Genomic DNA, 26,787 nt, shown 5'->3' with positions numbered 1-26,787 from the left:
CGGGATATTAACCAGCTATTTAACGATGTTTGGCAAAATTTAGCCATTTTTAGCCCGTTTAGATATGATCAATTGAATTGAGGACACGCCCTAGCGGCTCAGATGATTGCCTTAAAAGAAGACACGATATTTATGTGGCTGTTATTAAGATTAATATGAACCTTGATAAGGTTGCTATTCATACTATAGTCGATTCAATTTAAAAGTAGTACAAGACAACCGAGTGCAGAGGTATATTTGATACTTCAAGCGAGGTTAACGCCGTAATACTTTTATAGTGGAATGACTATATTAGTGTTACAACTCTCGCCAGTGTAACCACAATCGCGTATCCAGCTCAAATTGATGATACTCAGGCTCCATATGGCAGCATAATTGATAAAAAGCTTTGTTATGCTCATGCTCTTTGAAATGAGCAAGCTCGTGCACCACTATCATGCGCAAAAACTCTGGCGGCGCATCCTTAAATAGACTGGCTACCGTGATGCTATTGTGCGATTTGAGCTTACTGCCCTGTACGCGCGATTGCGTCGTATGGATACCCAGTGCATGTTTTAAAACTTTTAATTTACTGCTATAACTGACATTTGATAGCTGACCAATCTTACGCATGTATTGGGTTTTTATCTCATTGATATACTGATAGAGCGCTTTGTCGCTTTGGATTTGATGCTGAGTCGGGTACTTTTTTTCCAGATACTCGCCCAACCTACCATCAGTTATAAGCTGAGCAGCTTGAGTTTGAATCTGTTCTGAGTAATGCGCTATGTACTTTAATTTGGTCACAAATGTATCCTTTGCTAATACGTTGCAGCGTATCAGTCAATCAATTTAATCTTAGGGAATTTTACCTTATATTTGCGGTGCTTGTTTGCCACTTATTTGGGATATATCTTCAACTTAAATGACAGTTATTTATAAATAGTTAGTCATAAAAAAACCCATAAGCTGCGTGCAACTTATGGGGATAGTTTTACTTAAAAAGTGTGTCTGATTAACGCTCTAAATGCAGATACTGCAAATGGCGCTCGTACTGATTTAAGATATCAACCAATACCTGCTCTTTTGAGTAGCCAACCAAGTCATACTCTTGCGATCCTTCACTTAGGAACACTTCCGCACGGTAGTAGTACTCTGCATGCTTGGTAGATGTGCTCAATGTAAAGTTAGGACGATGAGCTTTAATCAGATTGACTTCATAAATAAAGTCATCTTCATCGCCATGACCGACACGCAGTTTTAGACCGTCTACCTGACCACTATCTTGATCCATGCCTGCATCGATACCTTCACCGATACTAGCAAGGTTTTTAGTATCCAAAGAGGTTTTGAGACCACCTGCTTTAAACTCTTTTTCGACCTCAGACATCGCTGGCATCACGACCGTATGCAGGAATTTTTCAACCTGTGCATGTCCTGGGAAGCTCACAATACGTTGCAAGCGCGCTTTCCAGCTCTTCCCGCTGTCCAATACATTTGCTGTGCCGATTGTACTGGCTTTACGCTTGTTGCCTTCTTCTTTTAGCGACTTCCACATAGACATCATGTAAAGCACAAGAATGATAGAGAATGGCAAACCTGCAATGACAGAGACAGATTGCAATGAGGCAAAACCACCTGCAAATAGCAGTCCTAACGTAATAAGACCAGTAGCTGCTGCCCAAAACAGACGTAACCAAACAGGAGCATCGGTATCATTGGTCATACCTCTTGAACTCAAGTTCGCTAGTACTAACGCGCCCGAGTCAGCAGAAGTCACAAAGAAAATAAGACCAATAACCACACCAGCAAATGACAATACTTCGCTGTAAGGGAAGTACTCAAACAGCGCAAACATGCCCATTGCCGCATCATTGACCGCGATTTCGCCCAGCTCTGTTGCGCCATTGGCAACCAAATCTATCGCTGAATTACCAAAGATAGAGAACCATGCGAAGATAAAACCAAGCGGAATAAACATCACGCCAAATACAAACTCGCGTAACGTACGGCCACGACTAATACGTGCAATAAATAGCCCTACAAATGGTGCCCAAGCAACCCACCATGCCCAGAAAAATATCGTCCACCAAGATTTCCACTCGGCACCAGCAGCACCGTCATAAGCATAAACGTCAAAGGTTTTATAAATGATGGTTTGGAAATATTGACCGATATTTTGAGTAAAGGTATTTAATAGATACACCGTATTGCCCATTACCAATATGGCAAGCAACAACAGTATTGACGACAACATGTTGAATTCAGATAGACGACGAACGCCTTTTTCGACACCTGTCATCGCAGAGACAGCGGCGGCAGCGACAACACCTACGATGATGAGAGCCTGAACCGTTTTGCTAGATTCGATACCGAACACATGGGTCAAGCCAGCATTTGCCTGTAATACTCCAATACCTAAACTGGTCGCAATACCCATCAACGTACAGACAACGCCAAAGGTATCAATGCCATCGCCCAACCAGCCCTTGATTAAGCGTTCACCAAATATCGGTGTCAGCGGCGAGCGTAGTGCGAGTGGCATATTTTTGCGATAAGCAAAATAAGCTAACGCCATACCGATCAGCGCATAAATACCCCAACCGTGTAGTCCCCAGTGCAAAAAAGTCTGAGCAAGCGCTTCACGCATGGCCTCAGCACTAGCAGGCTCTAGGCCTGTATGCGGGGTCAAATAATGCATTAAAGGCTCAGAGGCACCAAAGAACAACAGGTCAATACCAATACCCGCTGAGAACAGCATGGCCGCCCACGCTAAAAACGGAAATTGTGCTTTTTCGTGATCTTGACCAAGCTTTATATCACCGTACTTAGAAAAACCAACAAACAACGCAAAGATACTATAAGCGGCAACCACCAACATGTAATACCAGCCAAACTTGTCTGATACCCAAGTCATGCTCGCGCTCAACAAGGTCTCACTATAATCTGGAAAAGCGATGGTCCAGATTATCAATAAAATAGAAATAATAGCTGAGCCCATAAACACCGTTTTGTTTAGGGTCAGAGGTTTCGTCACATCTTGTGATGGCGAACTGTACATAAAAGACCTCAATAAGTAAATTAAACAGGGTCCGATATTGCTTTGTCCGGCATCGTCTAATAGTAGACTGATGATCTATAACCGTATTACGTGGAACCAACCGCATGACGGACAAAGCAGTACCAATAAATAAAAAGCTAATAAAATTATAAACAAATTCAACCTGAACGGTATTCATTATTCTAATACGTTAGCGCTGATAGAAAAGGCCTCTACTTGGAAAGGCCTTTTGGTTAAAATTTTCTCATATCGTTATTTATTCAGTATCCTGTATGCAGGCTTATATTACAGCCTACACCGTCGAGAGATAATCACGCATTGGCTCTGAGCGCAGCGGTGCACCATTGGCCACATAATAATCTGCCGTTGAACGTGGCAACTGTACGCCTCTCATCTTGTCGACGATTTTTTCGGCAAGCATAATAGTCGTAGCATTGAGATTACCACTAATAATGTTTGGCATGATAGACGCATCGACGACTCGCAAGCCATCAATACCATGTACCAGACCTTCGCCGTTTACCACTGAATCATTACCTTCACCCATCGCACAAGTACAAGATGGATGATAAGCCGTCTCACTATGATTACGTACGTACTCATCTAATTGAGCATCGGTAACCAAATCATCGGTCGGTGCAATCGCGCGACCACGATAAGGATCAAGCGCTGGCTGATGCATGATCTCACGTGTGATACGCATTGCAGCACGGAACTCTTGCCAGTCTTGATCATGTGACATATAGTTAAACAAGATACTTGGATGCGCTTTCGGATCACGTGATTTTAGCTTGACGCGGCCACGGCTTGGTGAGCGCAGTGAGCCAACGTGTGCTTGGAAGCTGTGTGATTTTACAGCACTACGGCCATCGTAGCGTACAGCTAGTGGCAAGAAGTGATACTGAATATTTGGATGGGTAAACTTCTCATCGGTACGGATAAAACCGCCACCTTCGAATTGGTTAGACGCACCAAGACCTGTGCCATTGAATAACCATTCTGCCCCAATCGCAGGCTTATTCCACCATTTGTTGGCAGGCGCGATTGACACTGGCAGTTTGCATTCATACTGCATATACAGCTCTAGGTGGTCTTGCAAGTTATTACCGACACCTGGCAGATCCAGTATTTCAGTCACGCCAGCATCTTTTAACCACTGACCAGGACCGATACCTGAACGCTGCAGTAGTTGCGGTGAGGCAATCGCACCAGATGAGACAATCACTTCACGAGCGGCATGGAAGTTTTTGGTCTGGCCTTCGTGTTCGACTTTGACACCGACAGCGCGCTTGCCGTCGAATAAAATTACGTCAGTCAATGCACCTGTCAAAATCGTGATATTGCTACGCGGTTTGGCACGATCAAGATAGCCGCGAGCCGTTGATGCACGGCGACCATTAGGCGTCACAAAGCGATCCATCGGACCAAAACCTTCTTGCTGATAACCGTTTAGATCTTCGGTACGTGGATAACCCGCTTGTACGCCCGCTTCAATCATAGCTTGGAACAGTGGATTGACCCCTGGCTTTGAGGTAGTCATTTCAACAGGACCGCCCACGCCATGATAATCATTTTCGCCAGCGTCACGGTTTTCTAGCTTTTTGAAGTACGGCAAGCAATCCGAATACGTCCAGTCTGATAGACCTTTTATCTTAGACCAATCATCAAAATCTAGCGCATTACCACGGATGTAGCACATACCGTTAATCAATGATGAGCCACCTAGCCCTTTGCCGCGGCCACAGTCCATGACACGGTTATTCATATATGGCTCAGGATCTGTCTTATAACCCCAATTATAAGTCGTCCCTTGTAGCGGCATGGCAAGTGCAGCTGGCATTTGGGTACGGAAGTCAAAACGATAATCGGGACGACCTGCTTCTAATAGCAGTACTCTAATACTGGCATCTTCGGTCAGACGCGTAGCCAGCACATTTCCTGCTGAGCCTGCTCCAACAATAATATAGTCATACTCAGGTGTGGTTGATGTCATAACATACTCCATAATATTGAAAAAACATAAATCGTTTAGGGTCAGTAAGGTGTCCTAAAAAAGCTAAATTAAAGCTAATAAGCAACCTTACTGGCTTCGTTTTTCTCAATAAGATTGATTAAAAGACAGATTCAAACGCACCCAGCTCTACTTGGATAGATTTGGTCTGAGTATAGTGTTCGAGCGCTTCGATTCCGTTTTCGCGGCCGATACCAGAATGCTTATAGCCGCCTACTGGCATTTGTGCTGCCGACTCGCCCCATGTATTTAACCAGCAGATGCCAGCTTCGATCTGAGCGATGACTCGATGCGCGCGTTTTAGATCTGCAGTCACAACCCCAGCTGCTAAGCCATAATCGGTATTATTGGCACGGCGAATAACTTCTTCTTCGGTCTCGTAAGTCAATATCGACATCACTGGTCCAAAGATTTCTTCGCGTACGATAGTCATATCATCCGTGCAATCAGTGAATACTGTCGGTGCGACAAATGCGCCGCTGGCAAGCTCGTTTGTTGTAACGCGCTCGCCACCTGTTAGCAGACGCGCGCCGCTTTTTTTACCTTGCTCGATATAGCCAAGCACGCGCTCCATATGCGGGAAGCTAACTAGCGGACCCATATTGATGTTCTCATCCATCGGATCGCCCAGTCTAATACGCTCAACACGGGTTAAGATAGCTTGCTCAAACTTAGCTTGTAACGCTTTAGGGACAAATACGCGCGTACCGTTGGTACATACCTGACCAGTACTGTAGAAGTTGGCCATCATAGCGATGTCAGCAGCGGTATCGATATCTGCGTCATCAAATATGATCAAAGGTGATTTACCACCAAGCTCTAAAGTTACGTCTTTTAGAGATGAGCTTGCCGCGCTCGACATGACTTTTTTACCAGTTGGTACGCCACCCGTGAACGATACTTTTGCGATATCTGGGTGTTCGGTCAGCGCTTGACCTACTTCATAATTACCTTGTACGACGTTAAATACACCATCTGGCAATCCAGCTTCGGTCAATATCTCTGCCAGTTTCAATGCCGTCAATGGTGTCACTTCTGATGGCTTAAAAATCATCGCATTACCGGCAGCCAATGCTGGTGCTGCTTTCCACATCGCGATTTGAATAGGATAGTTCCACGCGCCAATACCTGCGACCACGCCAAGTGGCTCGCGGCGAGTATAGACAAAGCTAGTATCACGCAATGGAATCTGACGACCCTCAATCATCGGTGCCAGACCTGCATAGTATTCAACGACATCAGCACCAGTGACGATATCGACATACTTCGTCTCAGAGTAGGCTTTACCTGTGTCTTTGGTCTCAAGTAGTGCCAACACATCATTGCGCGTACGCAATATCTCAACAGCCTTTGATAAAATTCGGCCACGCTCGACCGCTGTCATCGCCGCCCAGACTTTTTGACCTTTATGTGCGGCTTTTACGGCCTCGTCAATCTGCTCATTGCTGGTTTGCTGAATCGTTGCCAACACTTCACCAGTGGCTGGATTGATATCCTCAAAAGTCGTCAGCGATTCATCAACCGCTAGATAGCGACCGTTGATATAAGCTGTTTGTACTTGGTCTAAATCGATAATATCTGTCAAATTATTAATATCAGTCATAAATTCTCCTTAGGACGATTGGCAAAAGTAGCTATATAAAAGTACTCAGGCCGAATAATGTCGTCGTTAGTTAAGTTTCGAAATTTAGTCTTTAAATAGTGAAATAAAAGTTATTTTATAAATCAGCATCGTTTTACAAATCAAAGTCTTGTTGCGTCATTTTTATCAAGCGATCGCGCAATGATTGTTTGTCTGCGATATCGATACCTGAAAAGTCTGAGAGCCAAATACCGTCAGCGACAAGGCGAACCATACATAATGTCTCGGTATTATCCGTTGCTGCATGTTTTTTGAGTTGCTCGTTCGCCCACTTAGCCCACAACTCACGCAGCTCACTATCACCTAGCATTAGCACATATAGGGTCGCTTGGTTATCGTACTCTTCCTGCCCTTGCTCGCCGAGACTGATGGTGGCGTCTATGTAAGCGCGGGTAAATGAACCGTACTTAACAGGATCGTTAGCCATTGCTGCGTTTACTTCTGCCTCAAACTTAGCCATTGCATCATTGAAGACTTCTAGCACGAGTGCGTTTTTGGTAGAAAAATGATGCATCACACCACCCTTTGTCACCCCAACCGCATCAGCGACCGCCTGAAAAGTCACTTTAGATAAGCCCTGCTCCAATGTGATACGTGCTGCCTGATCTAACAACGCACGACGAATAACTTCTGGCTGTTTTTTACGCTTATAAGCATTTTCCATATCAATGCACCACAGAATTAGACAATAAGTTCATCACAACAACACCGCCGACGATCATCGCGATACCAACCACTGCTGCTGTATCAAGGCTTTGCTTAAAGAACACCAAGCCAACAAGCGATGTCAGTACGATTCCGAGTCCGCCCCACAGCGCGTAGGCAACACCAAGTGGTATGGTCTTAAGGGTCTGCGCCAACAAATAAAATGAGATGACATAAAGCAAACCCATAATGAGCGTCGGCACCAAACGGGTGAACTGCTCTGACTTCATCAAAAAAGTAGTGCCGATCACTTCACAAATGATGGCAATGGCTAAGTAACCATAAGCAATAGTAGTAGGACTCATCTTTAGAACACCCGCCTTTGTTCAACGCATGCTATGAAAAAACATAGCAAAGAAACCACATGGTCGGTATTTTATAGAACTCTATTGCTAATGTGAAGGGTTGTCTTGCAACTTTATTGTGTCAAACGGTATCGAATCACCTTTATATTCAAAAATACAAAGCATTAAATCTAGTTTTACTTTGCCGAATTGACATCTGGTTCCATATTCTTATCGTTTGTCCATGTGCCATATAAAATTCTCTGAAAATAATTTTTATTTCTAAAGCACATTTTATTTTTAAAACACATTTGTCGTCATTTTCTACTACGTTCTGTCTTGAAATAGCCTATCTAATAAGGGATTGGCGTTAATTTTCAATAATTGCGATAATATTTATAATTAAACGCATAATAAGGTTGACAGCCTGTAGTGACTTGGCTAAAATGTGCCCCACATAACGCAAACAAGCTAATTAATTGCTTTAATATAAAGCGTCAATAACTTGCTGTTATGACCAACTATTCTCCAATAGCTCAGTTGGTAGAGCAACGGACTGTTAATCCGTGTGTCCCTGGTTCGAGCCCAGGTTGGAGAGCCATATACTAAAAACCTTCATCATAATTTGATGGAGGTTTTTTTATTGCTGCGTCCTTTATATTTACTTCTAATAATATTAGCACGGCTGTGGTGTTCTTTTAGACATTTTTGTTGTATGGTAAGATTAGTTTTGATTGGGTTCGTTTTTGTTTGAGTGCTTCGCTCTTACTCACTAAAAGTAATGGTTTATTATGATACCTGTACGTATAAAAAATAAGTTTTCTGATCATCCGCAAAAAATCATGCGCCCGATTAGTATTCGTTTGTCTGAAGAAATGATTGGTCTATTAGAAACGACGTCATCAGACTTAGGCTTTAAGCGCATTCAAGGGCTTATTCGTCTTTATATTCGTCAGGGCTTGGATCGTGACCATCAGGATTATACGCTTGCCCATGATGAAGTATTCATCGAAACGCTACGTAAGCGCGGCGTTAGCCAGCATATTATTGATGAAGCGATTGTAGTGACACATAATAACAACATCACTCATCCGCTATCTGAGTTGCAAGACAACGATTAAACAATTAATAGTATCGTTACTAATTAATAGTAACGCTGCTAGATAGTATTAAAATAAAAAGACCGAGTTTGCTAACGCGAGCTTGGTCTTTTTTATGGCTATTATAAAAGTTAAAGCATTACTGATTCTTCTCTAACTCCATTCTTTTTACGCCCTGCTTCCAGCTCATCTACAGTACATATGTTTTTAAGTACTCTGCGATATTTGCGGTTTTAGTTAGCCATAAATAAACACAACAGATGTTTAAACAAGGTATATTAAGAATATAGTCGCGATTATTTATAAGGTTTCAACATAATAAAGATCTGCAAGGAGGGGTACGATGACGGGCTTACATCAGCGTTTCAACAAAACTTTGTTTTCAACCATGACGGTAGCAATGCTAGTGATTGCGACTGGCTGCTCATCGCCGCAGACTGATCCAAGTAAAACAACCATACCGACAGATTCTGACCAATGGCAAAAAAAATTAGGGCAAACTTTTGAGCAATTGTCTGAGGCCGATCAACAAGTACTCAGCCGATATATGCTACGCATGAAATTGAGCGACGCTTATGAATCAGGAGCCATGCCGCGCACCACTATCAAACAAGCGCTGATACAACAGCGTGAATATGAACGTCTGCATCCAAACAACCCAACGGGTAAGAAAAGCCCTATCATCAAAGGTCAGGCGGCGGACGCTACTGCACAGATGTATCCTGTCGCCCTACTACCTGTGAAAACCAGTGATAGCGATAGCTTAAATCAAGTCAAAATGCAGTTTATGCTATCCAATCATGGTAAAGGCGCGATAAAAAGTTTTAAAGGGACGCTAACCATGAAGGATGCCAATCTGACAAAAGGTAAAAACTTTAATGTGCCTTTGACAACGTTTGATCCACCTATCGCAACAGAACAGTCTGGCAAGATCATTATTGAAAGCAGTATTGAGGATATCAATGTCATGCGCGCTATCAAAAATGCTAGTGGCATCACTATTGAGATTAATAAAGGCACGCTTACCTTAATAGATGATCAGACAATCGAATTTGAAAACTCACTGGTGAAGTAGCTGTATAACCTACTATTGAGGATCTTATAGAAGGTACTAATTAATACTTTTATCAATACCATAAAAAAAAGCCCCAATCATTGCTGATAGGGGCTTTTTCGAATTTGGCGGAGACGGAGAGATTCGAACTCTCGAAGGGCTATTAACCCTTGTCGGTTTTCAAGACCGGTGCATTCAACCGCTCTGCCACGTCTCCATTGGTGCATCATTATATAGATATCATTTTATAATGCAAGCCCCTAAACTAAAAAAATCCAATTAATTTTCGAATACTTGTAAATTGATGCATTATCGCTTGCTTGAGGCCAGATGTAAGCACATATCAAGCAACCTATTAGCATAGCCCCATTCATTATCGTACCATGCAAAAACCTTATATTGACCGCCTACTTGCATAAGCTGTTGCCCATCAATGATAAGCGACTCAGTCTGATGGATAAAGTCACTAGATACCAGTGGCTCATCGGTATAAGCCATGATGTCATGCAAATGCGCCTGACTGGCAGATTTAAGTACTTCTCGCACTGTCTCAACATCGACATCTGGCGTATCAAATACAAAGGTGACATCAATCGCAGCTACGTCGATAGTGGGCACCCGTATCGAATGTCCATTTATCTTGCCGACCATGGCTGGTAGCACTCGTTCTGTCGCAGCGATACTACTGGATGTCGTTGGGATAATGTTATAGCCAGAAGCGCGCGCCCGTCTTGGATCTCGATGTGCTTGATCGAGCACTGTCTGATCAGCAGTAACTGCATGAATCTCTGTCATCATGGCGGACTGCACACCGAACGCCTTATCTAGCGTATCAATCAACGGTACCAATGCCTGCGTGGTACAAGAAACACTAGAGATAATCGGTAGCTCAAGCGTGAGCGCATCGGTATTCACGCCCATCACGATACAGGCATCCACATCGTCAAATGGCGCGGCACCGATGATCACTTGTTGCGCGCCAGCATCGATATGTAGCGTCGCTTGCTCATACGAGCGAAAATGCCCAGTACATTCTAAAACCACATCGACACCCAGCGCCTGCCAAGGTAAATTTTTGGGATCAGGCTCTGATAGCATATTGATGCAGTAAGTCAGATTGTTTTTGGTCAGACAGAGCTCAGTCTTGCTCGTATCACCTGACTCACTCTCTACAATCTCAGCATTTACCCCTAAACGACTGAGGCGGCCATGAGTGCTATCAAACTTGAGTAAATGTAACAAGATATCCGCTGGCGCTAAATCATTAATTGCCACTACATGAATCGCACGGCCCAACACTTCAAAGCGCTCTAGCAAAGCACGAAGTACATTGCGCCCTATACGACCAAAGCCATTGATAGCGACTCTCAGTGGCTGTGTGTGCTCACCAGTAGTACGGAACGTCGCCGCTATCGGGTCAGAGGTCAATTGATAAGTAGCGCTCGAAAAATCAGGCATAACATCGGACATAAAGGGTATCGCTATAAATGGGGGTAAAAACTGAGCGTTATCACGTTGAGTGCGCTAATGATTGCTAAATACTAAGAAATAGCAAAGATAAAGCCTATAAAAATAAAGGTAATAAAGTTATAGGCTATAAAATTATAGGCAGCAAAACTACGGCGTGATAAAAATCAATGCGAGGCGAATGGTATTGTAGTCAATACTTTGCTTGAGATGATCATATATCGGACGCAGCTTGATGCTACCGTCATCATTAAAGTCATTTGGATTGTTAGCGACTTTAATAGCGATATAGGCATTACCTACGGCTGTCATTACCTCATCATCTGGACGCAGATGATCGCAGGCAAGGCTTGGATCTTGTGATTTTAGGTCAGCAATATGACGCATGATGGTCGACTGTGACAATTGACGGGCTTGTGATATCTCCGCAATGGTCAAACTCTCCTCTAACAACACTCTGGTCGCAAGTAGCGTACTGTCTGACTTATCAGAGACCTGATTGCCTAACTTCTGTTTTTTATCGATTTTAGCTTGCTGTTGTTCGCGGCGTTTCTTTTGTAGGGTGGCGTAAGCATCGATTACCGACTTGCTTAATGTCCCACCTGACTTCAGCACGAATTTTTCATGTGCCTGCTGCATGCTTTCTTCATCTAGCATCGCATAGTTGGCATCCGCTTCTTCAGACAATACCAAAAACCGCTTATCTGCGCCGCGAGCCAATGGATCGAGTTGCAAGCTCATATCGTTCATACCCAACAGCTGTAGACCTGATAGCGACTTGAGGCGTGACAATGCCACATAGCCTTGTCCCAGCTCAAAAGTACGCGACAAATCGATTTCAGCCGCATCGAGGGTCATGCCCTGCGATTTATGAATGGTAATCGCCCATGCCAGACAAAGCGGCACTTGTAAGTAACTTGCTAGCACGTCACCCGTCTCATCTTCGATAATCCACTCTTCAGGCTCAGCGATAACTTCTCGTCCTGAATTAAGCCGCACGACAGGCATTTTTTGGGTCGTTGGTTTCTTTGACTTTGGTTTTTCTTTGTCTTTTTTAGCAACGGACTTTTTACCTTTTGTCGTTTTTTCGCCAGCAGCATCCTCATCAACGTCATCGTTGCTATCATCTTCGATTAACGCGTCACTACTTTCCTTATCGTCTATTTTAACAGCGGCAAATCCTATCAACTCGCCCATCGTCCCGTTAGAGACACCAAGCTCAGCGTTGTTTTTGATAAACATGACCTTGGCGCCGACTTTAAGAATCAGCTCGTCCTGGGTACGCACGGTCTTTTTTAGCGTTTCAACCAGCTTACTATCGCCTGTCGCCGTCGCCTCAAAACGCATCATCTCGCCATCTAGAGACGCCAGTTCTTTGTCATTGATTTTATTGACGTTGAGGTTATGGGTATACAGACGGGTACGCTTGATATCGACGCTTTGGTCATACGTCGCTTCTAAAGCGGCAATCGCCTCAAAGGTTACTTCCTGACGGCGGATTTGGTTAAGAATATCGTCTAAGTCCAGACCACCATTGGCTGCATCGCTGACTTGACGATGCTGCTCAGACAAGTAGCAAATATGGAACTTGGCATCGAGCCACGCATCAGACATAAACGCAAATTTTTCACGATTCGTCTCACCTTTACTGCCAATCGGTGGTAACTGAAAAAAGTCTCCTGCGACTACGACCTGAATACCACCAAACGCTTTGTCATTTTTGCGAATATGCTTGAGCACTTGGCTAACCAAGTTAAGCTGTTTGGCATGTAGCATTGATATCTCGTCAATGACCAATACCGCAGTATCTTTCAATCTGTCTGCTAAAAACTGCTTGCGTGACAAGGTAGACAGATCTCGATCAGTGAGCTCATCTTTGATACCGATGCCTGACCAACTATGAATCGTCGTTCCGTTCATGTGCGTGGCAGCAATACCCGTACTGGCTGTCACCGCAACAGGGACGCGGCGAGCGCGTAAATAATCGATGTATTGATTGAGAGTATAAGTCTTACCTGAACCTGCTGAGCCGGTCAAAAAGACGTTTTGACCTGTTTTTAGGATATCAAGAGCAGAAGATTGACGCATAGATCCAAACCAACCAATATTATGAAGAAGAAATAATACAAAAAGAAAGCCGCCATGATTAACTTAATAACCATAGCAAGCCAAAGTAGATGCTCACAATTATAACAGCTGCATACCATTTGCGAACCATTTTAACCGACTCATATCACATAACTTAAAGTTATACGATACAAAATATATCATTATAAAAAGTCATTATCGTTCTGCTAAAAAGCTCAGTACGATAGGATAATAACTTGGTTAGGAAGACCAAGAATGTATTTTTAAATGGTCATACGTAAGTAACCATATTTTAAATAACCATAATACACAACAAGGAGTGGTTAATGTTATACGCTTATCCCAATACTGAAAACAGTCCCGTCCAATTCCGCGAAAAATATGATAACTTTATTAATGGTGAGTGGACCCCTCCTGTCGATGGCGAGTACTTTGACAACCCAAGTCCTATCGATGGTAAAACCATTTGCCAAGTCGCCCGTTCAAAAGAAGCAGATATCGAAAAAGCCCTAGATGCCGCGCATGCTGCCAAAGACGCTTGGGGCAAAACCAGCGTTGCTGAACGTGCCAACTTACTATTAAAAATCGCAGATAGCATGGAAGCTAACTTAGAAGCGATCGCTATTGCTGAATGCTACGAAAATGGTAAGCCTGTGCGCGAAACCTTAATGGCAGATATTCCACTAGCTATCGATCAATTCCGTTATTTCGCCAGTGCCATCCGCGCGCAAGAAGGCGGCATCAGCCAAATTGATGAAGACACCGTTGCTTACCATTTCCATGAGCCGCTAGGTGTTGTCGGGCAGATTATCCCATGGAACTTCCCTATTCTAATGGCAGTATGGAAAATCGCCCCTGCACTGGCTGCTGGTAACTGTATCGTTATGAAGCCTGCTGAGCAAACGCCTGCCTCTATACTATATATGTTAGAAGCGATCGGTATCGCTGACATCCTGCCTAAAGGCGTGTTAAACATCGTCAATGGCTTTGGTGTCGAAGCTGGTAAACCACTTGCCTCAAACCCTCGTATCAATAAAGTTGCCTTCACTGGTGAGACCACAACGGGTCGCCTCATCATGCAGTACGCCAGCGAAAACATCATTCCAGTCACACTAGAGCTTGGCGGCAAAAGCCCAAATATCTTCTTTGCTGATGTCATGGACGAAGATGATGACTTCTTGGACAAAGCGGTCGAAGGCCTAGTCATGTTTGCCCTAAACCAAGGTGAGGTCTGTACTTGCCCATCACGTGCACTCGTACACGAAAGCATCTATGACGAATTTATCAAACGCTGTATCGCTCGTGTTGAAGCCATCAAGATGGGCAATCCACTAGATACTGAGACCATGATTGGCGCGCAAGCCAGCTCAGATCAGTTAGAGAAGATTTTATCTTATCTTGATATTGGTAAAAAAGAAGGCGCAAAAGTCCTAGTCGGTGGCGATCAAGCCAAACACGATGGCGACTTAGCAGACGGCTATTATGTTAAGCCAACTATCTTTGAAGGCACCAACGATATGCGCGTGTTCCAAGAAGAAATCTTTGGACCTGTGCTCGCTGTTACTACCTTTAAAGACGACGAAGAAGCCATGCAAATTGCCAACGATACGCTATATGGTCTAGGCGCTGGCGTTTGGACTCGTAGTGTACATAAGGCCTATCGTTTCGGACGTGGTATTCAAGCTGGCCGCGTATGGACCAATTGCTACCACCTATATCCATCACATGCTGCATTCGGTGGCTATAAACAATCAGGTATCGGCCGCGAAAACCATCTGATGATGCTCGATCATTATCAGCAAACCAAAAACATGCTGGTTTCGTACAGCCCTAAAAAAATGGGTTTCTTCTAATCTAACCTGTGAACGCATGACAGTACTTAGAAAACAAATGCAATCTGTCGCAAGATAGGTTGCATTTTCACTTTAAGAAGTCGTAAAAAGCCATGTTTTGAATAATAGCTTTTCAGAACGATATGGTTTTTAGACACTGATAGCATAGGAGTTGAGTATGAAAATTACGGCAACAGAGTCTTGTAAAGAGCTAATTGAGCTATTGAAATCCAAGCACGGTGAGCTAATGTTTCATCAATCAGGCGGCTGCTGTGATGGTAGCTCGCCCATGTGCTATCCATTAGGAGAGTTCAAAGTGGGTGGTCAGGATGTGTTGGTTGGTGAACTTGCTGGCTGTCCATTTTATATGGGTAAGGCACAGTACAATTTATGGCAGCATACTGATCTCACTATTGATGTCGTCAATGGTCGCGGTGCGAGTTTTTCGTTAGAAATTCCTGAAGGCAAACGCTTTATCGTACGCTCAGAAATCTGTGCGATATAAGAACGTTTGACGCAAAACTAGGTAGCATCAATCTTAAATAATGTACCGAATATAACAGTCTTAGCGTGTCCTATAATATTGACGCAAACAGATACCGCAGAGTCATTTTTATTTTATTATTTCAGCAGAATAATAGTTACTGTAAAGCGTACCCTATTTTAATTAGCATGGATGCTATAAGGAATATAAAATGGAATTTGACACAACCTTTGACTATGTCATCGTCGGAGGAGGTTCGGCGGGTTGCGTGCTCGCTAGCCGTCTCACTGAAAACCCAGATATCAGTGTCTGTTTATTAGAGTACGGCGGTGATGGCAAAGATCTAGCAGTACGCGTACCTGCTGGACTAATTCTGATGGTTCCTGGCAAACCGCTTAAACTAAATAATTGGTGCTTTCACACCACCCCGCAAGAGCACCTTAATAACCGTAAAGGTTTTCAGCCGCGTGGACAATGTCTGGGCGGCTCATCAGCAATCAATGCCATGATCTATACGCGTGGTAGTAAGCTAGATTATGAGCGCTGGGTAGAGCAAGGCTGTACTGGCTGGGGATTTGACGATGTACTTCCCTACTTTATCAAAGCTGAAAATAACGTTCGTGGTAGCGATGAGCTACATGGTGATAGCGGGCCGCTGCATGTTAGCGACCTACTCAGTCCACGAGACATCTCCAAAGCATTCGTAGAAGCTGCGATTGCCAATGGCCTAGATCATAACACCGACTTTAATAGCGAAAAGCAAGACGGTACAGGGTTGTATCAAGTCACTCATTTCCATGGTGAAAAACAAGGCCAACGCTGCTCTGCCGCGGCTGCCTATCTGCATCCTGTACAAAACCGCTCCAACCTGACGGTTATCACTCATGCGCAGGCTAACCGCGTCATTATCGAAGACAATCAAGCGACAGGCGTCGTCTACGAAAAAGACGGTGTCGAACATACTGTCACGGCGCGTCATGAAGTCCTGTTATCAGGTGGCGCATTTGGTTCACCCAAAGTTCTGATGCTCTCAGGTATTGGTCCTGCAGAGCATTTGCAGTCTCATGGTATCGATGTGGTGGTAGATGCACCTGAAGTCGGTGGTAATTTGCAGGATCATTTAGACGTCGTCTTTGATTATGAGGTCAATACTACTGATGTCATCGGTATTGGCATGGCATCAATTTCGACATTGACCAAAAGCATTCGGCAGTGGAGAAAAGACGGTACAGGGCTGCTGTCTACCAACTATGCAGAGGCAGGTGCGTTCTTTAGCGTCGGTGACGATCCAAAGGAGTGGCCAAATACCCAGCTGCACTTTGTCATCTCGCGCGTGATAGAGCATGGCCGTGATCTCAGACGCGGATTTGCTGTCTCTTGTCACAGTTGCTACTTACGACCTGAAAGTCGAGGTACTGTTAGATTGGACTCAGCCGAACCTTCTGATGCTGTCTTGATCGATCCAAACTATCTGTCGCATCCAAAAGACATAGAGTATATGGTTGCCGGTGCCGAGCGTACTCGAGCCATCATGCAAGAGTCCACACTCGCTAAATACATTACTGAAGACTACCCTGCCCCTTACCTCGAAAAAGACGGCATGCTCGGCTATATCCGTAATAAGTCAGATACCATCTATCACCCAGTAGGCACTTGCCGCATGGGCTCAGATGACAGCTCTGTGGTTGATTTGGAATTAAAGGTACGAGGTGTGAGCGGATTGCGAGTCATCGACGCATCAGTGATGCCAACGCTTATTAGCGCCAATACCAATGCGCCAACTATTATGATTGCCGAAAAAATAGCCGATCTCATTAAAACAAATCATAGCCCTGTTTAGTGCTGCAATGGACAAACGGATTACAGCTGATTGCTTTAAAGAGACATAACTTTATTATTTCTAATTGTTTACACTTAGTAAAATTGTAAACAATTAGCAACTTAAGATCGTGTCTTTTTGCTATTTAAAACTAATGAACATAAGGCCATAGAATTTAGTATCTAATATCTTATTGATGCTAAATACGGTAAAACTGTGCATTTTTTATCAAAATTAGTCTATTTATTGCTTGCATTACCACAGATTAAGAGAGTATATTCGAACGACTTGTTTATATTTTTAGTTTCCATCTATATAATTTAAAGTTATGACAACCTTTAATATGTTTTATTTTGTATATAAGAAATATTACATAGATAGACACTTTAGAGGTCACTAAACGCTTTCTCATCGTATTCATGATCGAGTACGAACATATGGATACATGAGTACCTACCTACCATTACATAGGATGTAATAATGCAAAAATCACTCTTCAAACTTACAATGTTGGCGACGTTTGTCTTAGGTATCAGCGCCTGTAGTGGAGACAACAAAACTACGGATGATTCTGCTGCTAGCTCAGATGCCAAAGCCGCCAAAACATTGCTCTATTGCTCAGAAGGTAGCCCTGCTGGATTCGATCCAGCGCAATATACCTCAGGTACGGATTTTGATGCGAGTGCCTTCCCTATTTACAATGGCTTGGTAGAATTCAAAAGAGCAGAGACTGAGATTCAGCCAGGACTTGCTGAAAGCTGGGATATTAGCGAAGACGGCAAGACTTATACCTTTAATCTACGCAAAGGGGTTAAATTCGGTACAACTGATTACTTTACTCCGACTCGCGATTTCAACGCGGATGACATTGTCTTTACGCTAGAACGTATCACTGACCCAGACTTTGAATTTAACAAAGCTTATCCTGCTGAATTCCCATATTCAGTCGGTATGGGGCTACCTGATATTATCTCTAGTATCGAAAAGGTTGACGACTATACGGTAAAGATTACCCTTAGCGAAACCAATGCGCCGTTCCTACAGAACCTAGCGATGCCTTTTGCTTATATTGGTTCTGCTGAGTACGCAGATCAATTGCTAGCCTCTGGCAATGCTGCTGATATCAATACTAAGCCCGTCGGTACTGGACCTTTCGTCTTTACTTCTTATCAAAAAGACGCGCAAATTCGTTATACCAAAAACCCAGACTATTGGAATAAAGACGACATCTATATCGACAACCTAGTGTTTGTTATCACTAAAGACTCGGCAGTTCGTGCACAGAAAGTGCAAGCTGGCGAATGTCACGTGTCCGCTTATCCAAAACCTGCCGAAATCGAATCTGTCAAAAAGTCAGGTAAAGCCACCGTTCTCGATCAGCCTGGCTTCAACGTCGGCTATGTCGGTTATAACGTAGAAAAACCTCAACTGAGCGATCTTAAAGTGCGTCAAGCATTAGATATGGCGATCAATAAAGACGCTATTATCAACGCGGTTTATCAGAGCGAAGGCCTCAAAGCGACCAACCCAATGCCGCCAACGCAGTGGGGCTATGATGAGTCACTTAAAGACGCGCCTTACGATGTCGAAAAAGCAAAATCACTGATCAAAGAAGCTGGCGCGGATAACCTTTCTATCAATCTATGGTATATGCCAGTTCAGCGTCCATACAACCCAAATGCCAAGCTAATGGCTGAAATGCTACAAGCAGATTGGGCGAAGATTGGCGTCGATACCAAGCTTGTGACTTATGAGTGGGGCGAGTACCTAAAACGCGCTGCTAAAGGCGAGCCTGATGTCATTCTAGCCGGCTGGACTGGCGACAATGGTGATCCAGACAACTGGCTTGGTTCGTTACTGTCTTGTGACGCAGTCGGTGGTAACAACTACTCGCGCTGGTGTAATAAAGACTTCGACAATTTGGTGACCAATGCCCGTCAGATTAACAATCAAGATGAGCGTGTCAGTGAATATGAGCAAGCTCAGCAGATATTCAAAGAGCAGCTTCCTTGGACAACAATGGCACACTCGGTAGTGACCGTATTCACCGCACCAAACGTTGTCGATTATAAAATCAGCCCACTTGGCTCAATACGCTTTGATGGTGTAAAAGTTGAATAACCTTGACTGATTAACTCCGTTACAACATAAGCAATTTATTCATTTTATTCATTCATATAAGTGCGGCTGGGTCAGATACTCTGCTCCAGCCGCACTTATATGAACAATATGAACTAAGCGCTTTGTCACGGATCTCTTCATCATCGCTAATACTCTAATCATTGAACCACAACTATTGAGCAGCCCATGCTACTTTATATTCTGCGTCGTATTGCCATTTTAATACCCGTCTATCTTGGCCTAACGCTATCGACCTTTACTCTGATTCGTCTCGTACCTGGAGATGCGGTCGAGATTATGATGGGCGAGCGTATGGTCGATCCCGAACTACATGCCCGTGCCCTAGAAAGGCTAGGCTTAGACAAACCGCTCGTTGCCCAGTATTGGGATTATTTGACTGGCATCCTAACGGGTGATTTCGGTCAGTCCTTTCGTACTCGTACGCCCGTACTACAAGATTTTTTTGCCCACTTTGTTCCTACTTTAGAATTGGCGTTATGCGCTATTGTCATCGCTAGTGTCATTGGTGTCAGCTTAGGCATCTTTGCTGCCCTACGCCGTGGTACATGGATTGATTACACCCTCATGTCAGGCGCGTTGGCAGGATACTCTATGCCCATCTATTTATTGGGCCCCATCCTAACTGGTATCTTCGCTCACTATTTAGGTCTCTTGCCTGTTGCTGGAGTCATATCTGTCGCGCAGTTTCTAGATGTGCAACCGCTGTATGGCTCATGGTTACTCGGCTCACTAAGCTCGGGAGAGCCTGGCGCGTTTTGGAACGTGGTCAAACACTTTATCCTACCTTCTATTGCCTTATCGACCATTCCGTTAGCGATGATTGCGCGGATGACACGCTCTGCGATGCTAGAGGTATTGGATGAGGACTATGTGCGTACAGCGCGAGCCAAAGGCTTATCTCCGCGCCGAGTGATACTGGTTCATGTCATGCGTAACGCCTTGATTACTGTGGTTACAGTCGTTGGCTTGCAGATGGCAACATTGCTTGCAGGTGCCATTATTACCGAGACTATCTTTAGTTGGCCAGGCGTTGGTAATTGGCTACTCGATGGGTTTTTCACTCGTGACTACCCTATTGTACAAAACGGTATTTTATTGGTCGCCACCGCTCTGATTTTGGTTAGTTTATTTATTGATATTTTGTATGGTCTGATCAATCCACGTATTCGCCATACTTCTTAATTCAACATTGATAAATACTCACATTATAAATAGTGATGATTAGCGCTTACATGGTTATAAAGGTTTTTGGCAAATTTCTAATAATTGTTAGGAAATGAAGCCCAAACGAACCCAATGCGCTAGCCACTATAGGAAATGCTCATGAAGCCTTCTGTTCTCCCCTCTGATGTCAATCTGATGGCAGCCACACCGCCGTCATCTTGGCAGCTATTTTTATCGACGTTCTGCCGAAACAAAGGCGCCGTGATTGGTTTTATCGTACTGGCATTAATGGTACTTGTTGCCATACTTGCGCCTGCTATCGCGCCTCACGATCCTTACGAGCTGTTCACCGGTCAAGAGCAATTGCCGCCTGCCTTTTTAGATGGTGGCAATGCGATGTTTTGGCTAGGCACTGATGATGCAGGCCGAGATACGCTATCTCGGGTGATGTATGGTGCGCGTTATTCACTATTTATCGGTCTAAGCGCCACGACGCTGGCGATGTTGGTTGGTATTTCGTTAGGGCTGAGTGCTGCGTTTTGGCCAAAAGTCTGGGGCAAGGCCGTCATGCTGGTCAATGACATCTTGATGTCCTATCCGAGCTTGCTATTGGCCATCATCATTGCTGCTATCTTAGGGCCTTCTATGACCAATACGATTATTACCATCGCTTTGGTCTGTACGCCGCCCTTTATTCGTTTGACTCGTGCCACTGCAATGGTAGAGCTACAACGTGAGTACTTTATCGCTTCACAAGTGATGGGTGCTGGCGTGCTCAGATTGTTGTTTATCACCATTTTGCCCAACTGTATGGCACCGCTTATCGTACAGGCAACGATGATTTTCTCGTCTGCTATTTTAGAAGCAGGTGCGATTGGTTTCTTGGGCTTTGGCGTACAGCCACCAGATGCCGAATGGGGTGCGATGCTAGGTACGGCGCGTCAATATATTCAAAGTAATGTTTGGCTAGCAATCTGGCCGGGTGTCGCTATTTTCTTGGCTGCACTATCGATCAACCTGACTGGTGATGGCTTACGCGATGCGCTAGATCCTAAATTAAAGCAGGTGACCTAAGATGACTGAACCATTAATTAATACGCCTATCACTCATACGTCTATGAATGGCGCATCAACAAAAGACTCTCCGTTATTGCTAGATATCGAAAACCTGTCGGTTACTTTTGGACAAGGGGTGCGTGCCTTTCGCGCAGTCGACGATGTGTCTTTAAAGATAACCCAAGGTGAAGTCATCGCTGTCGTCGGCGAATCTGGCTCAGGTAAATCGGTCACTATGATGGCGCTGATGGGTCTATTACCACCTTCTGCGACCGTTCGTGCACAGCGAGTGGTATTTGATAATAAAGATATGCTCAGTATGTCAGCCAAAGAGAAACGCGGCATCATTGGCAAAGACATCTCTATGATTTTTCAGAATGCGATGTCTTGCCTAAATCCAAGCTTCACCGTTGAGATGCAGCTAGGTGAAGTACTACGCAAACACCTTGGTTTACGAGGTGCAGCGGTACAAACACGCATCTTAGAACTGCTAGAGTTGGTTGAGATGCCCGATGCCAAAAACAGACTTAAGGTATATCCGCATCAGCTATCAGGCGGTATGAGTCAACGGGTTATGATTGCGATGGCGATTGCTTGTGAGCCAAAACTACTGATCGCTGATGAACCGACTACGGCTCTGGATGTCACAGTACAAGCGCAGATCATGGATTTACTCAGCCGATTACAACGCGAAAAACAAATGGCCATGGTATTAATTACCCACGATTTGGGTCTGGTTGCGCAAAACTCGCGCGATGTCGCGGTCATGTATGCTGGACAAGTGGTCGAAACCAGTACCGTGCCAGAGATTTTCCAAAAGCCTGCTCACCCTTATACTGAAGCATTGCTACAAGCCATCCCTGAATTGGCTATCGGTCAAGATAGGCTAAACAGTTTACCAGGGGTCGTGCCAAGTCAATATGACCGGCCAGCTGGTTGCTTATTGTCTCCGCGTTGTCCGTATAAAGAGCCTGCTTGCGAAATACCACCACCTATTTTAGATACGCCCAATGGCAAGGTGCGCTGTATTGATTCTGATATTACCTCTCGCCCCTCTCACGCTGATACTTTGGAGTCACAAGTATGAGTAATAAAGTGGTCCTAAAAGCAGACAATCTACACAAGCACTACCCAGTATCACAAGGTCTGGGCAAAGCAAAAGCGTACGTGAAAGCGCTCAATGGCGTCTCATTCGAGCTTGAAGCTGGCAAGACACTGGCAGTCGTTGGTGAGTCAGGCTGCGGTAAATCCACCCTTGCCCGCCAGTTGACACTGATCGAAGCGCCTACACATGGTGAGCTATTTATCAATGATGAAGGCACCACTGGCTATAGTAGAAAAGCGCTAAAAGAGTTGCGTACCGAAATTCAAATGGTCTTTCAAAATCCTTATGGTAGCTTAAATCCGCGTCATACCATTGGCTATCAATTGACAGAACCGTTGGATATCCATACCAAACTGTCTAAAGAAGAAAAGCGCGACAAAATTAACGAGATGATGAAACATGTCGGTCTACGTCCCGAACACGCTGGTCGTTATCCACATATGTTTTCGGGTGGACAGCGCCAACGTATTGCCCTCGCCCGCGCGATGATGCTCAACCCTAAAATTGTCGTCGCTGATGAACCGACTTCTGCACTCGATGTATCAATCCAAGCGCAAGTCTTAAATCTATTTATGGATTTGCAGGATGAATATCGTACTGCTTACGTTTTTATCTCGCACAATCTATCGGTCGTACGCCACGTCGCTGATGATGTGATGGTCATGTATTTAGGTCAAGCTGTTGAGCACGGGCCGAAAGAAGCGATTTATAATGCGCCAAAACATCCGTATACCATCGCACTATTGGCTGCTGCCCCAACGGTAAATGGCCATAAAAACGATTTGACCCTACAAGGTGAGCTACCAAGCCCGCTTAATCCACCAAGCGGCTGCGCCCTGCACAAACGCTGTCCCTATGCAAAACCACAATGCAGCGAAGTAGAGCCGCAACTGCGAGAGTGGGACGGTCGATTGGTTGCTTGTTTACGTTTAGAAGAGATATATGGTTAAGGTGACTAAGGTTAAAATGATTAAGGTTAAGATGATTAACGACTAATCAATATTCACTACACCGCGACACTTAGGAGATTTGCTACAACCAAAAAAGGTCTGACCTTGATTTATGCCTTTTTTTGCCACGCGCTTGATCATCTCGCCATGAAATTTTAGACAGGTAGATATTTTATCTCTTTTATCTTATTAAATTGATAAGTGATTTTATCCTTAAACCTGACACCAATAATAATAAAATTATTGTTCCAAAAATATTATGTATTTTTCCGATAATTTATCTAAGAGTATTTGCTATGTCGTTTAAATTAAATATCAACCAACTTAGCGAAAAACTAGAAATTGAACCTTCGAAAATTTTTCGTAACTTAAAACGTAGTTCTACTTACGCCTATCCTCGGGACGTACAAGATCAAGTTTGGTCAGACTGGTTTACTAAAAAAGATAAAAAAAACCTAGTTATCAAAATGAATACAGGCTCTGGTAAGACTGTAGTTGGATTAATGATTCTTCAGAGTAGTCTGAATGAACTAAAAGGTCCTGCACTGTACGTATGCCCTAACAATCAATTAGCCTCTCAAGTGATGGAAACTGCTAGTGAATTAAATTTAAGTGTTACAGATGATGTGAAGTCTTTTGAATTTCAAAACTCGAAGTCAATCGGTGTTATTACGATACAAAAGTTAGTTAATGGAATGTCAGTCTTTGGTATCAATACACAAAAAATTAGTATTGGTTCATTAATAGTTGATGATGCACATGCTTGTTTAGATATCATTGAAGATCAATTTACTCTTGAGATTCCAAGAGATTCTGATTGTGGACAAGAGCTTTGGGAACTATTTTCAGAGGATTTAAAGAGACAGTATGAAACAAAATATATTGAACTAGAGGCATTTGATCCTCACGAGTTTGCTTTAATTCCATATTGGGATTGGCAAAGTAGGCTAGAAAAAACTTATAGCTTGTTGAGAGACAGCAAAGATGAGAGTTTTTTAAAATTTAAATGGGGACTAGTAAAGCAATACCTCAAATACTGTAGCTGTGTTTGTACACATAAATCATTCGAGATATCGCCATTTCAAATACCTATCGACGTGATAAATACATTAAGGAATACAGATAGAATAATTTTTATGACTGCCACCATGGCTGATGACTCAATACTTTTTAGCCACTTCAATGTAGAAGATTATTCAAAAGACAATGTAATACAGCCTAAGAACTGTAATGATATAGGCGAAAGACTGATTTTGATACCTAAAGCCATCGATCCTAACGTTGATGAAGACAGTATAAGAAAGTTTTGCAAAGAAAAGTCAGAGTCAATTAATGTTGTTGTTATTGTACCCTCCTATGAAAAAGCTAAACTATGGGCCGATTATTCTGATTTAATCCTAGACAGTGAGAATATAGATGACGGCGTTGAAAGCTTAAAGAACGGGCATATTGGACTTGCTATTTTAGTTAATCGTTATGACGGAATAGACCTGCCCGATGAAGCTTGTAGATTATTAGTAATTGATGGTGTACCACCAATTACTAGATATATTGATAAAGTCGAAAATGACTATCTAGGTGCATATTCTTCATCTAGATTAATTCAGAAAATAGAGCAAGGTATGGGAAGAGGAGTACGTTCTAATCTTGATTATTGCGCTGTAATCCTAATGGACTCTAGCCTTACGGACATAATATACAATAGTAATGCTACCGAGAGCTTCTCTCCAGCTACAAAAGCACAATACGAACTATCTGCTAACGTTACAGAACAAATTAAAGAACAAAATTCTAGCTATGAAGATGCAATTGGTATGTGCTTAAATCGTGAAGATAACTGGGTAGAGATAAGTAAGTCCATATTAAATGACATTACAAGCTTAAATAAAGAACCATCTAGTAAAGCTAAAGCTTTACGTAATATTTATAATAGAAGTATTAGTGGGACTAATATCGAGCTTGCTGTGTCTGAGTTTCAAGCTCTTATTAATAAAACAGAAAGCATAAAAGAGAGAGGTTATCTTAAACAAATTTTATCTACATACCTTAACGTTTTGAACCCTACCGAATCACAAGAAATTCAATTGTCTGCAAAGAACTCAAACAATTTGCTACTACGTCCATTACAAGGTATCAGCTACTCCAAAGTACAGTTGAAAGACACTAACCAGTCTAAAAGATGTATTGAATATCTTAGAAAATATATGGAAGATACTAATGGGCTTGTTTTTTTCTATGACAGCTTAGTAAAAAACCTTGAACTTAACCCAAAAACTTCAGCAAAATCGTTTGAAAAAGCATTAGCTGAAATTGTATTACTCATCGGTTTCAGTAGCGATCGCCCTGATGCAACTACAAACAAGGGGCCAGATGTATTATTCAATATATATCCAAATGTCTATTTGATAATAGAATGTAAAAACCAAGCAGAGAATGAGAAAGTCACTAAAAACTACTGTGGCCAATTACTAAACTCTACTCAGTGGTTTATCGATACTTACAAGCCTACTGAAAATGAGATCTCTTACACACCTATCATTATTCATCCGAGTAAGATTTTTGACTATCATGCCTCTCCAATGAGCATTTTCAGAGTAATAACGGATATTGAACTCAACAAGCTGAAAAATAACATTTATATGTTTATTCAAGAGATAATATCTAGCCCTGAGATACTTACAAGTTTTGAAAAAGTAAATCGAAGCTTGAAAAACTTCAAGCTACTTCATTCTGATTTTGTCACGGAATATACATGTAGCTATACTACCAGTGAGAAGAGTTCATCATCTAGCTCTTAACTTAGGGCTATATTACTTTTCTAGACTTTACAATTCAAACCGTTAT

19 protein-coding genes and 2 tRNA genes are annotated in these 26,787 nt (G+C 43.2%); 12 read left to right on the top strand and 9 right to left on the bottom strand.

The window, feature by feature from the left end; genetic code table 11:
• Nucleotides 1–297: 297 nt before the first annotated feature.
• From JMX96_RS10165 to JMX96_RS10140, 6 genes are all read right to left on the bottom strand, one after another.
• A complete protein-coding gene (locus JMX96_RS10165) occupies nt 298–786 on the bottom strand; it encodes a M48 family metallopeptidase (RefSeq protein WP_201568888.1) in 489 nt (162 codons plus the stop codon).
• Nucleotides 787–994: 208 nt separating this feature from the next.
• Entirely contained in the window at nt 995–3,040 is a 2,046-nt protein-coding gene (betT, locus tag JMX96_RS10160) for a choline BCCT transporter BetT (protein ID WP_201568887.1), read from the bottom strand.
• 292 nt (nt 3,041–3,332) lie between these two features.
• Nucleotides 3,333–5,033 carry a choline dehydrogenase gene (gene betA / locus JMX96_RS10155; RefSeq protein ID WP_201568886.1) on the bottom strand — a complete coding sequence of 567 codons (1,701 nt, stop codon included), beginning with the start codon at nt 5,031–5,033 and terminating at the stop codon, nt 3,333–3,335.
• A 118-nt stretch (nt 5,034–5,151) separates the two neighbouring features.
• Nucleotides 5,152–6,654, bottom strand: coding sequence for a betaine-aldehyde dehydrogenase (betB, locus tag JMX96_RS10150; RefSeq protein WP_201568885.1), 1,503 nt, complete (start codon nt 6,652–6,654; stop codon nt 5,152–5,154).
• Nucleotides 6,655–6,787: 133 nt separating this feature from the next.
• Nucleotides 6,788–7,357, bottom strand: a complete 570-nt coding sequence (locus tag JMX96_RS10145; RefSeq protein WP_227677014.1) for a TetR/AcrR family transcriptional regulator — start codon at nt 7,355–7,357, stop codon at nt 6,788–6,790.
• A 1-nt stretch (nt 7,358) separates the two neighbouring features.
• A complete protein-coding gene (locus JMX96_RS10140; RefSeq protein ID WP_201568884.1) occupies nt 7,359–7,703 on the bottom strand; it encodes a DMT family transporter in 345 nt (114 codons plus the stop codon).
• Nucleotides 7,704–8,207: 504 nt separating this feature from the next.
• Here JMX96_RS10140 and JMX96_RS10135 point away from each other — a divergent pair.
• The 3 genes from JMX96_RS10135 to JMX96_RS10125 all read left to right on the top strand — a co-directional run bounded on the left by JMX96_RS10135 (nt 8,208) and on the right by JMX96_RS10125 (nt 9,857).
• Nucleotides 8,208–8,283 (top strand) — tRNA-Asn (locus tag JMX96_RS10135).
• A 190-nt stretch (nt 8,284–8,473) separates the two neighbouring features.
• Nucleotides 8,474–8,803 carry a hypothetical protein gene (locus tag JMX96_RS10130; protein ID WP_057761113.1) on the top strand — a complete coding sequence of 110 codons (330 nt, stop codon included), beginning with the start codon at nt 8,474–8,476 and terminating at the stop codon, nt 8,801–8,803.
• A gap of 322 nt (nt 8,804–9,125) precedes the next feature.
• Entirely contained in the window at nt 9,126–9,857 is a 732-nt protein-coding gene (locus tag JMX96_RS10125; RefSeq protein ID WP_201568883.1) for a hypothetical protein, read from the top strand.
• Nucleotides 9,858–9,962: 105 nt separating this feature from the next.
• Here the strand turns inward: JMX96_RS10125 and JMX96_RS10120 are convergent.
• From JMX96_RS10120 to JMX96_RS10110, 3 genes are all read right to left on the bottom strand, one after another.
• Nucleotides 9,963–10,053, bottom strand: a tRNA-Ser gene (locus JMX96_RS10120).
• A 92-nt stretch (nt 10,054–10,145) separates the two neighbouring features.
• Complete coding sequence (locus JMX96_RS10115) at nt 10,146–11,294, bottom strand: type I glyceraldehyde-3-phosphate dehydrogenase (RefSeq protein WP_101206329.1); 1,149 nt, start codon at nt 11,292–11,294, stop codon at nt 10,146–10,148.
• Nucleotides 11,295–11,453: 159 nt separating this feature from the next.
• Nucleotides 11,454–13,391, bottom strand: coding sequence for an AAA family ATPase (locus tag JMX96_RS10110; RefSeq protein ID WP_201568882.1), 1,938 nt, complete (start codon nt 13,389–13,391; stop codon nt 11,454–11,456).
• Between the two features lie 326 nt (nt 13,392–13,717).
• Between JMX96_RS10110 and JMX96_RS10105 the strand changes: the two genes are divergently transcribed.
• The 9 genes from JMX96_RS10105 to JMX96_RS10065 all read left to right on the top strand — a co-directional run bounded on the left by JMX96_RS10105 (nt 13,718) and on the right by JMX96_RS10065 (nt 26,741).
• Entirely contained in the window at nt 13,718–15,244 is a 1,527-nt protein-coding gene (locus tag JMX96_RS10105) for an aldehyde dehydrogenase family protein (RefSeq protein WP_114700459.1), read from the top strand.
• A 157-nt stretch (nt 15,245–15,401) separates the two neighbouring features.
• Complete coding sequence (locus tag JMX96_RS10100; protein WP_201568881.1) at nt 15,402–15,728, top strand: DUF779 domain-containing protein; 327 nt, start codon at nt 15,402–15,404, stop codon at nt 15,726–15,728.
• A 190-nt stretch (nt 15,729–15,918) separates the two neighbouring features.
• Nucleotides 15,919–17,547: a GMC family oxidoreductase gene (locus tag JMX96_RS10095; RefSeq protein WP_201568880.1), complete on the top strand. Its 1,629-nt coding sequence runs from the start codon at nt 15,919–15,921 to the stop codon at nt 17,545–17,547.
• Between the two features lie 459 nt (nt 17,548–18,006).
• Complete coding sequence (locus JMX96_RS10090) at nt 18,007–19,647, top strand: ABC transporter substrate-binding protein (RefSeq protein WP_201568879.1); 1,641 nt, start codon at nt 18,007–18,009, stop codon at nt 19,645–19,647.
• Nucleotides 19,648–19,833: 186 nt separating this feature from the next.
• The gene (locus JMX96_RS10085) at nt 19,834–20,850 is read left to right on the top strand and encodes an ABC transporter permease (protein WP_057761126.1); all 1,017 of its coding nucleotides are present in this window, start codon (nt 19,834–19,836) and stop codon (nt 20,848–20,850) included.
• A 141-nt stretch (nt 20,851–20,991) separates the two neighbouring features.
• Nucleotides 20,992–21,906 carry an ABC transporter permease gene (locus JMX96_RS10080; protein WP_057761128.1) on the top strand — a complete coding sequence of 305 codons (915 nt, stop codon included), beginning with the start codon at nt 20,992–20,994 and terminating at the stop codon, nt 21,904–21,906.
• 1 nt (nt 21,907) lies between these two features.
• Nucleotides 21,908–22,975, top strand: coding sequence for an ABC transporter ATP-binding protein (locus JMX96_RS10075; RefSeq protein WP_201568878.1), 1,068 nt, complete (start codon nt 21,908–21,910; stop codon nt 22,973–22,975).
• The gene (locus tag JMX96_RS10070; protein ID WP_201568877.1) at nt 22,972–23,943 is read left to right on the top strand and encodes a peptide ABC transporter ATP-binding protein; all 972 of its coding nucleotides are present in this window, start codon (nt 22,972–22,974) and stop codon (nt 23,941–23,943) included. Before JMX96_RS10075 ends, JMX96_RS10070 begins: the two co-directional genes overlap by 4 nt.
• 296 nt (nt 23,944–24,239) lie before the next feature.
• The gene (locus tag JMX96_RS10065) at nt 24,240–26,741 is read left to right on the top strand and encodes a DEAD/DEAH box helicase family protein (protein WP_201568876.1); all 2,502 of its coding nucleotides are present in this window, start codon (nt 24,240–24,242) and stop codon (nt 26,739–26,741) included.
• Nucleotides 26,742–26,787 lie beyond the last annotated feature (46 nt).

The organism is Psychrobacter sp. JCM 18900, assembly GCF_904846625.1.
In the GTDB taxonomy this organism is placed as follows: domain Bacteria; phylum Pseudomonadota; class Gammaproteobacteria; order Pseudomonadales; family Moraxellaceae; genus Psychrobacter.
This window is presented reverse-complemented; position numbering and strand designations above follow the sequence as displayed.

What these genes read in the sequence shown, in the direction of transcription:
- JMX96_RS10115 (WP_101206329.1), bottom strand. Translation starts at nt 11,294, where the DNA reads ATGCCTGATTTTTCGAGCGCTACTTATCAATTGACCTCTGACCCGATA.
- JMX96_RS10125 (WP_201568883.1), top strand. Translation starts at nt 9,126, where the DNA reads ATGACGGGCTTACATCAGCGTTTCAACAAAACTTTGTTTTCAACCATG.
- JMX96_RS10140 (WP_201568884.1), bottom strand. Translation starts at nt 7,703, where the DNA reads ATGAGTCCTACTACTATTGCTTATGGTTACTTAGCCATTGCCATCATT.
- JMX96_RS10095 (WP_201568880.1), top strand. Translation starts at nt 15,919, where the DNA reads ATGGAATTTGACACAACCTTTGACTATGTCATCGTCGGAGGAGGTTCG.
- JMX96_RS10100 (WP_201568881.1), top strand. Translation starts at nt 15,402, where the DNA reads ATGAAAATTACGGCAACAGAGTCTTGTAAAGAGCTAATTGAGCTATTG.
- JMX96_RS10090 (WP_201568879.1), top strand. Translation starts at nt 18,007, where the DNA reads ATGCAAAAATCACTCTTCAAACTTACAATGTTGGCGACGTTTGTCTTA.
- JMX96_RS10105 (WP_114700459.1), top strand. Translation starts at nt 13,718, where the DNA reads ATGTTATACGCTTATCCCAATACTGAAAACAGTCCCGTCCAATTCCGC.
- betA (WP_201568886.1), bottom strand. Translation starts at nt 5,033, where the DNA reads ATGACATCAACCACACCTGAGTATGACTATATTATTGTTGGAGCAGGC.
- JMX96_RS10130 (WP_057761113.1), top strand. Translation starts at nt 8,474, where the DNA reads ATGATACCTGTACGTATAAAAAATAAGTTTTCTGATCATCCGCAAAAA.
- JMX96_RS10065 (WP_201568876.1), top strand. Translation starts at nt 24,240, where the DNA reads ATGTCGTTTAAATTAAATATCAACCAACTTAGCGAAAAACTAGAAATT.
- JMX96_RS10110 (WP_201568882.1), bottom strand. Translation starts at nt 13,391, where the DNA reads ATGCGTCAATCTTCTGCTCTTGATATCCTAAAAACAGGTCAAAACGTC.
- JMX96_RS10085 (WP_057761126.1), top strand. Translation starts at nt 19,834, where the DNA reads ATGCTACTTTATATTCTGCGTCGTATTGCCATTTTAATACCCGTCTAT.
- JMX96_RS10075 (WP_201568878.1), top strand. Translation starts at nt 21,908, where the DNA reads ATGACTGAACCATTAATTAATACGCCTATCACTCATACGTCTATGAAT.
- JMX96_RS10145 (WP_227677014.1), bottom strand. Translation starts at nt 7,357, where the DNA reads ATGGAAAATGCTTATAAGCGTAAAAAACAGCCAGAAGTTATTCGTCGT.
- JMX96_RS10070 (WP_201568877.1), top strand. Translation starts at nt 22,972, where the DNA reads ATGAGTAATAAAGTGGTCCTAAAAGCAGACAATCTACACAAGCACTAC.
- betT (WP_201568887.1), bottom strand. Translation starts at nt 3,040, where the DNA reads ATGTACAGTTCGCCATCACAAGATGTGACGAAACCTCTGACCCTAAAC.
- betB (WP_201568885.1), bottom strand. Translation starts at nt 6,654, where the DNA reads ATGACTGATATTAATAATTTGACAGATATTATCGATTTAGACCAAGTA.
- JMX96_RS10080 (WP_057761128.1), top strand. Translation starts at nt 20,992, where the DNA reads ATGAAGCCTTCTGTTCTCCCCTCTGATGTCAATCTGATGGCAGCCACA.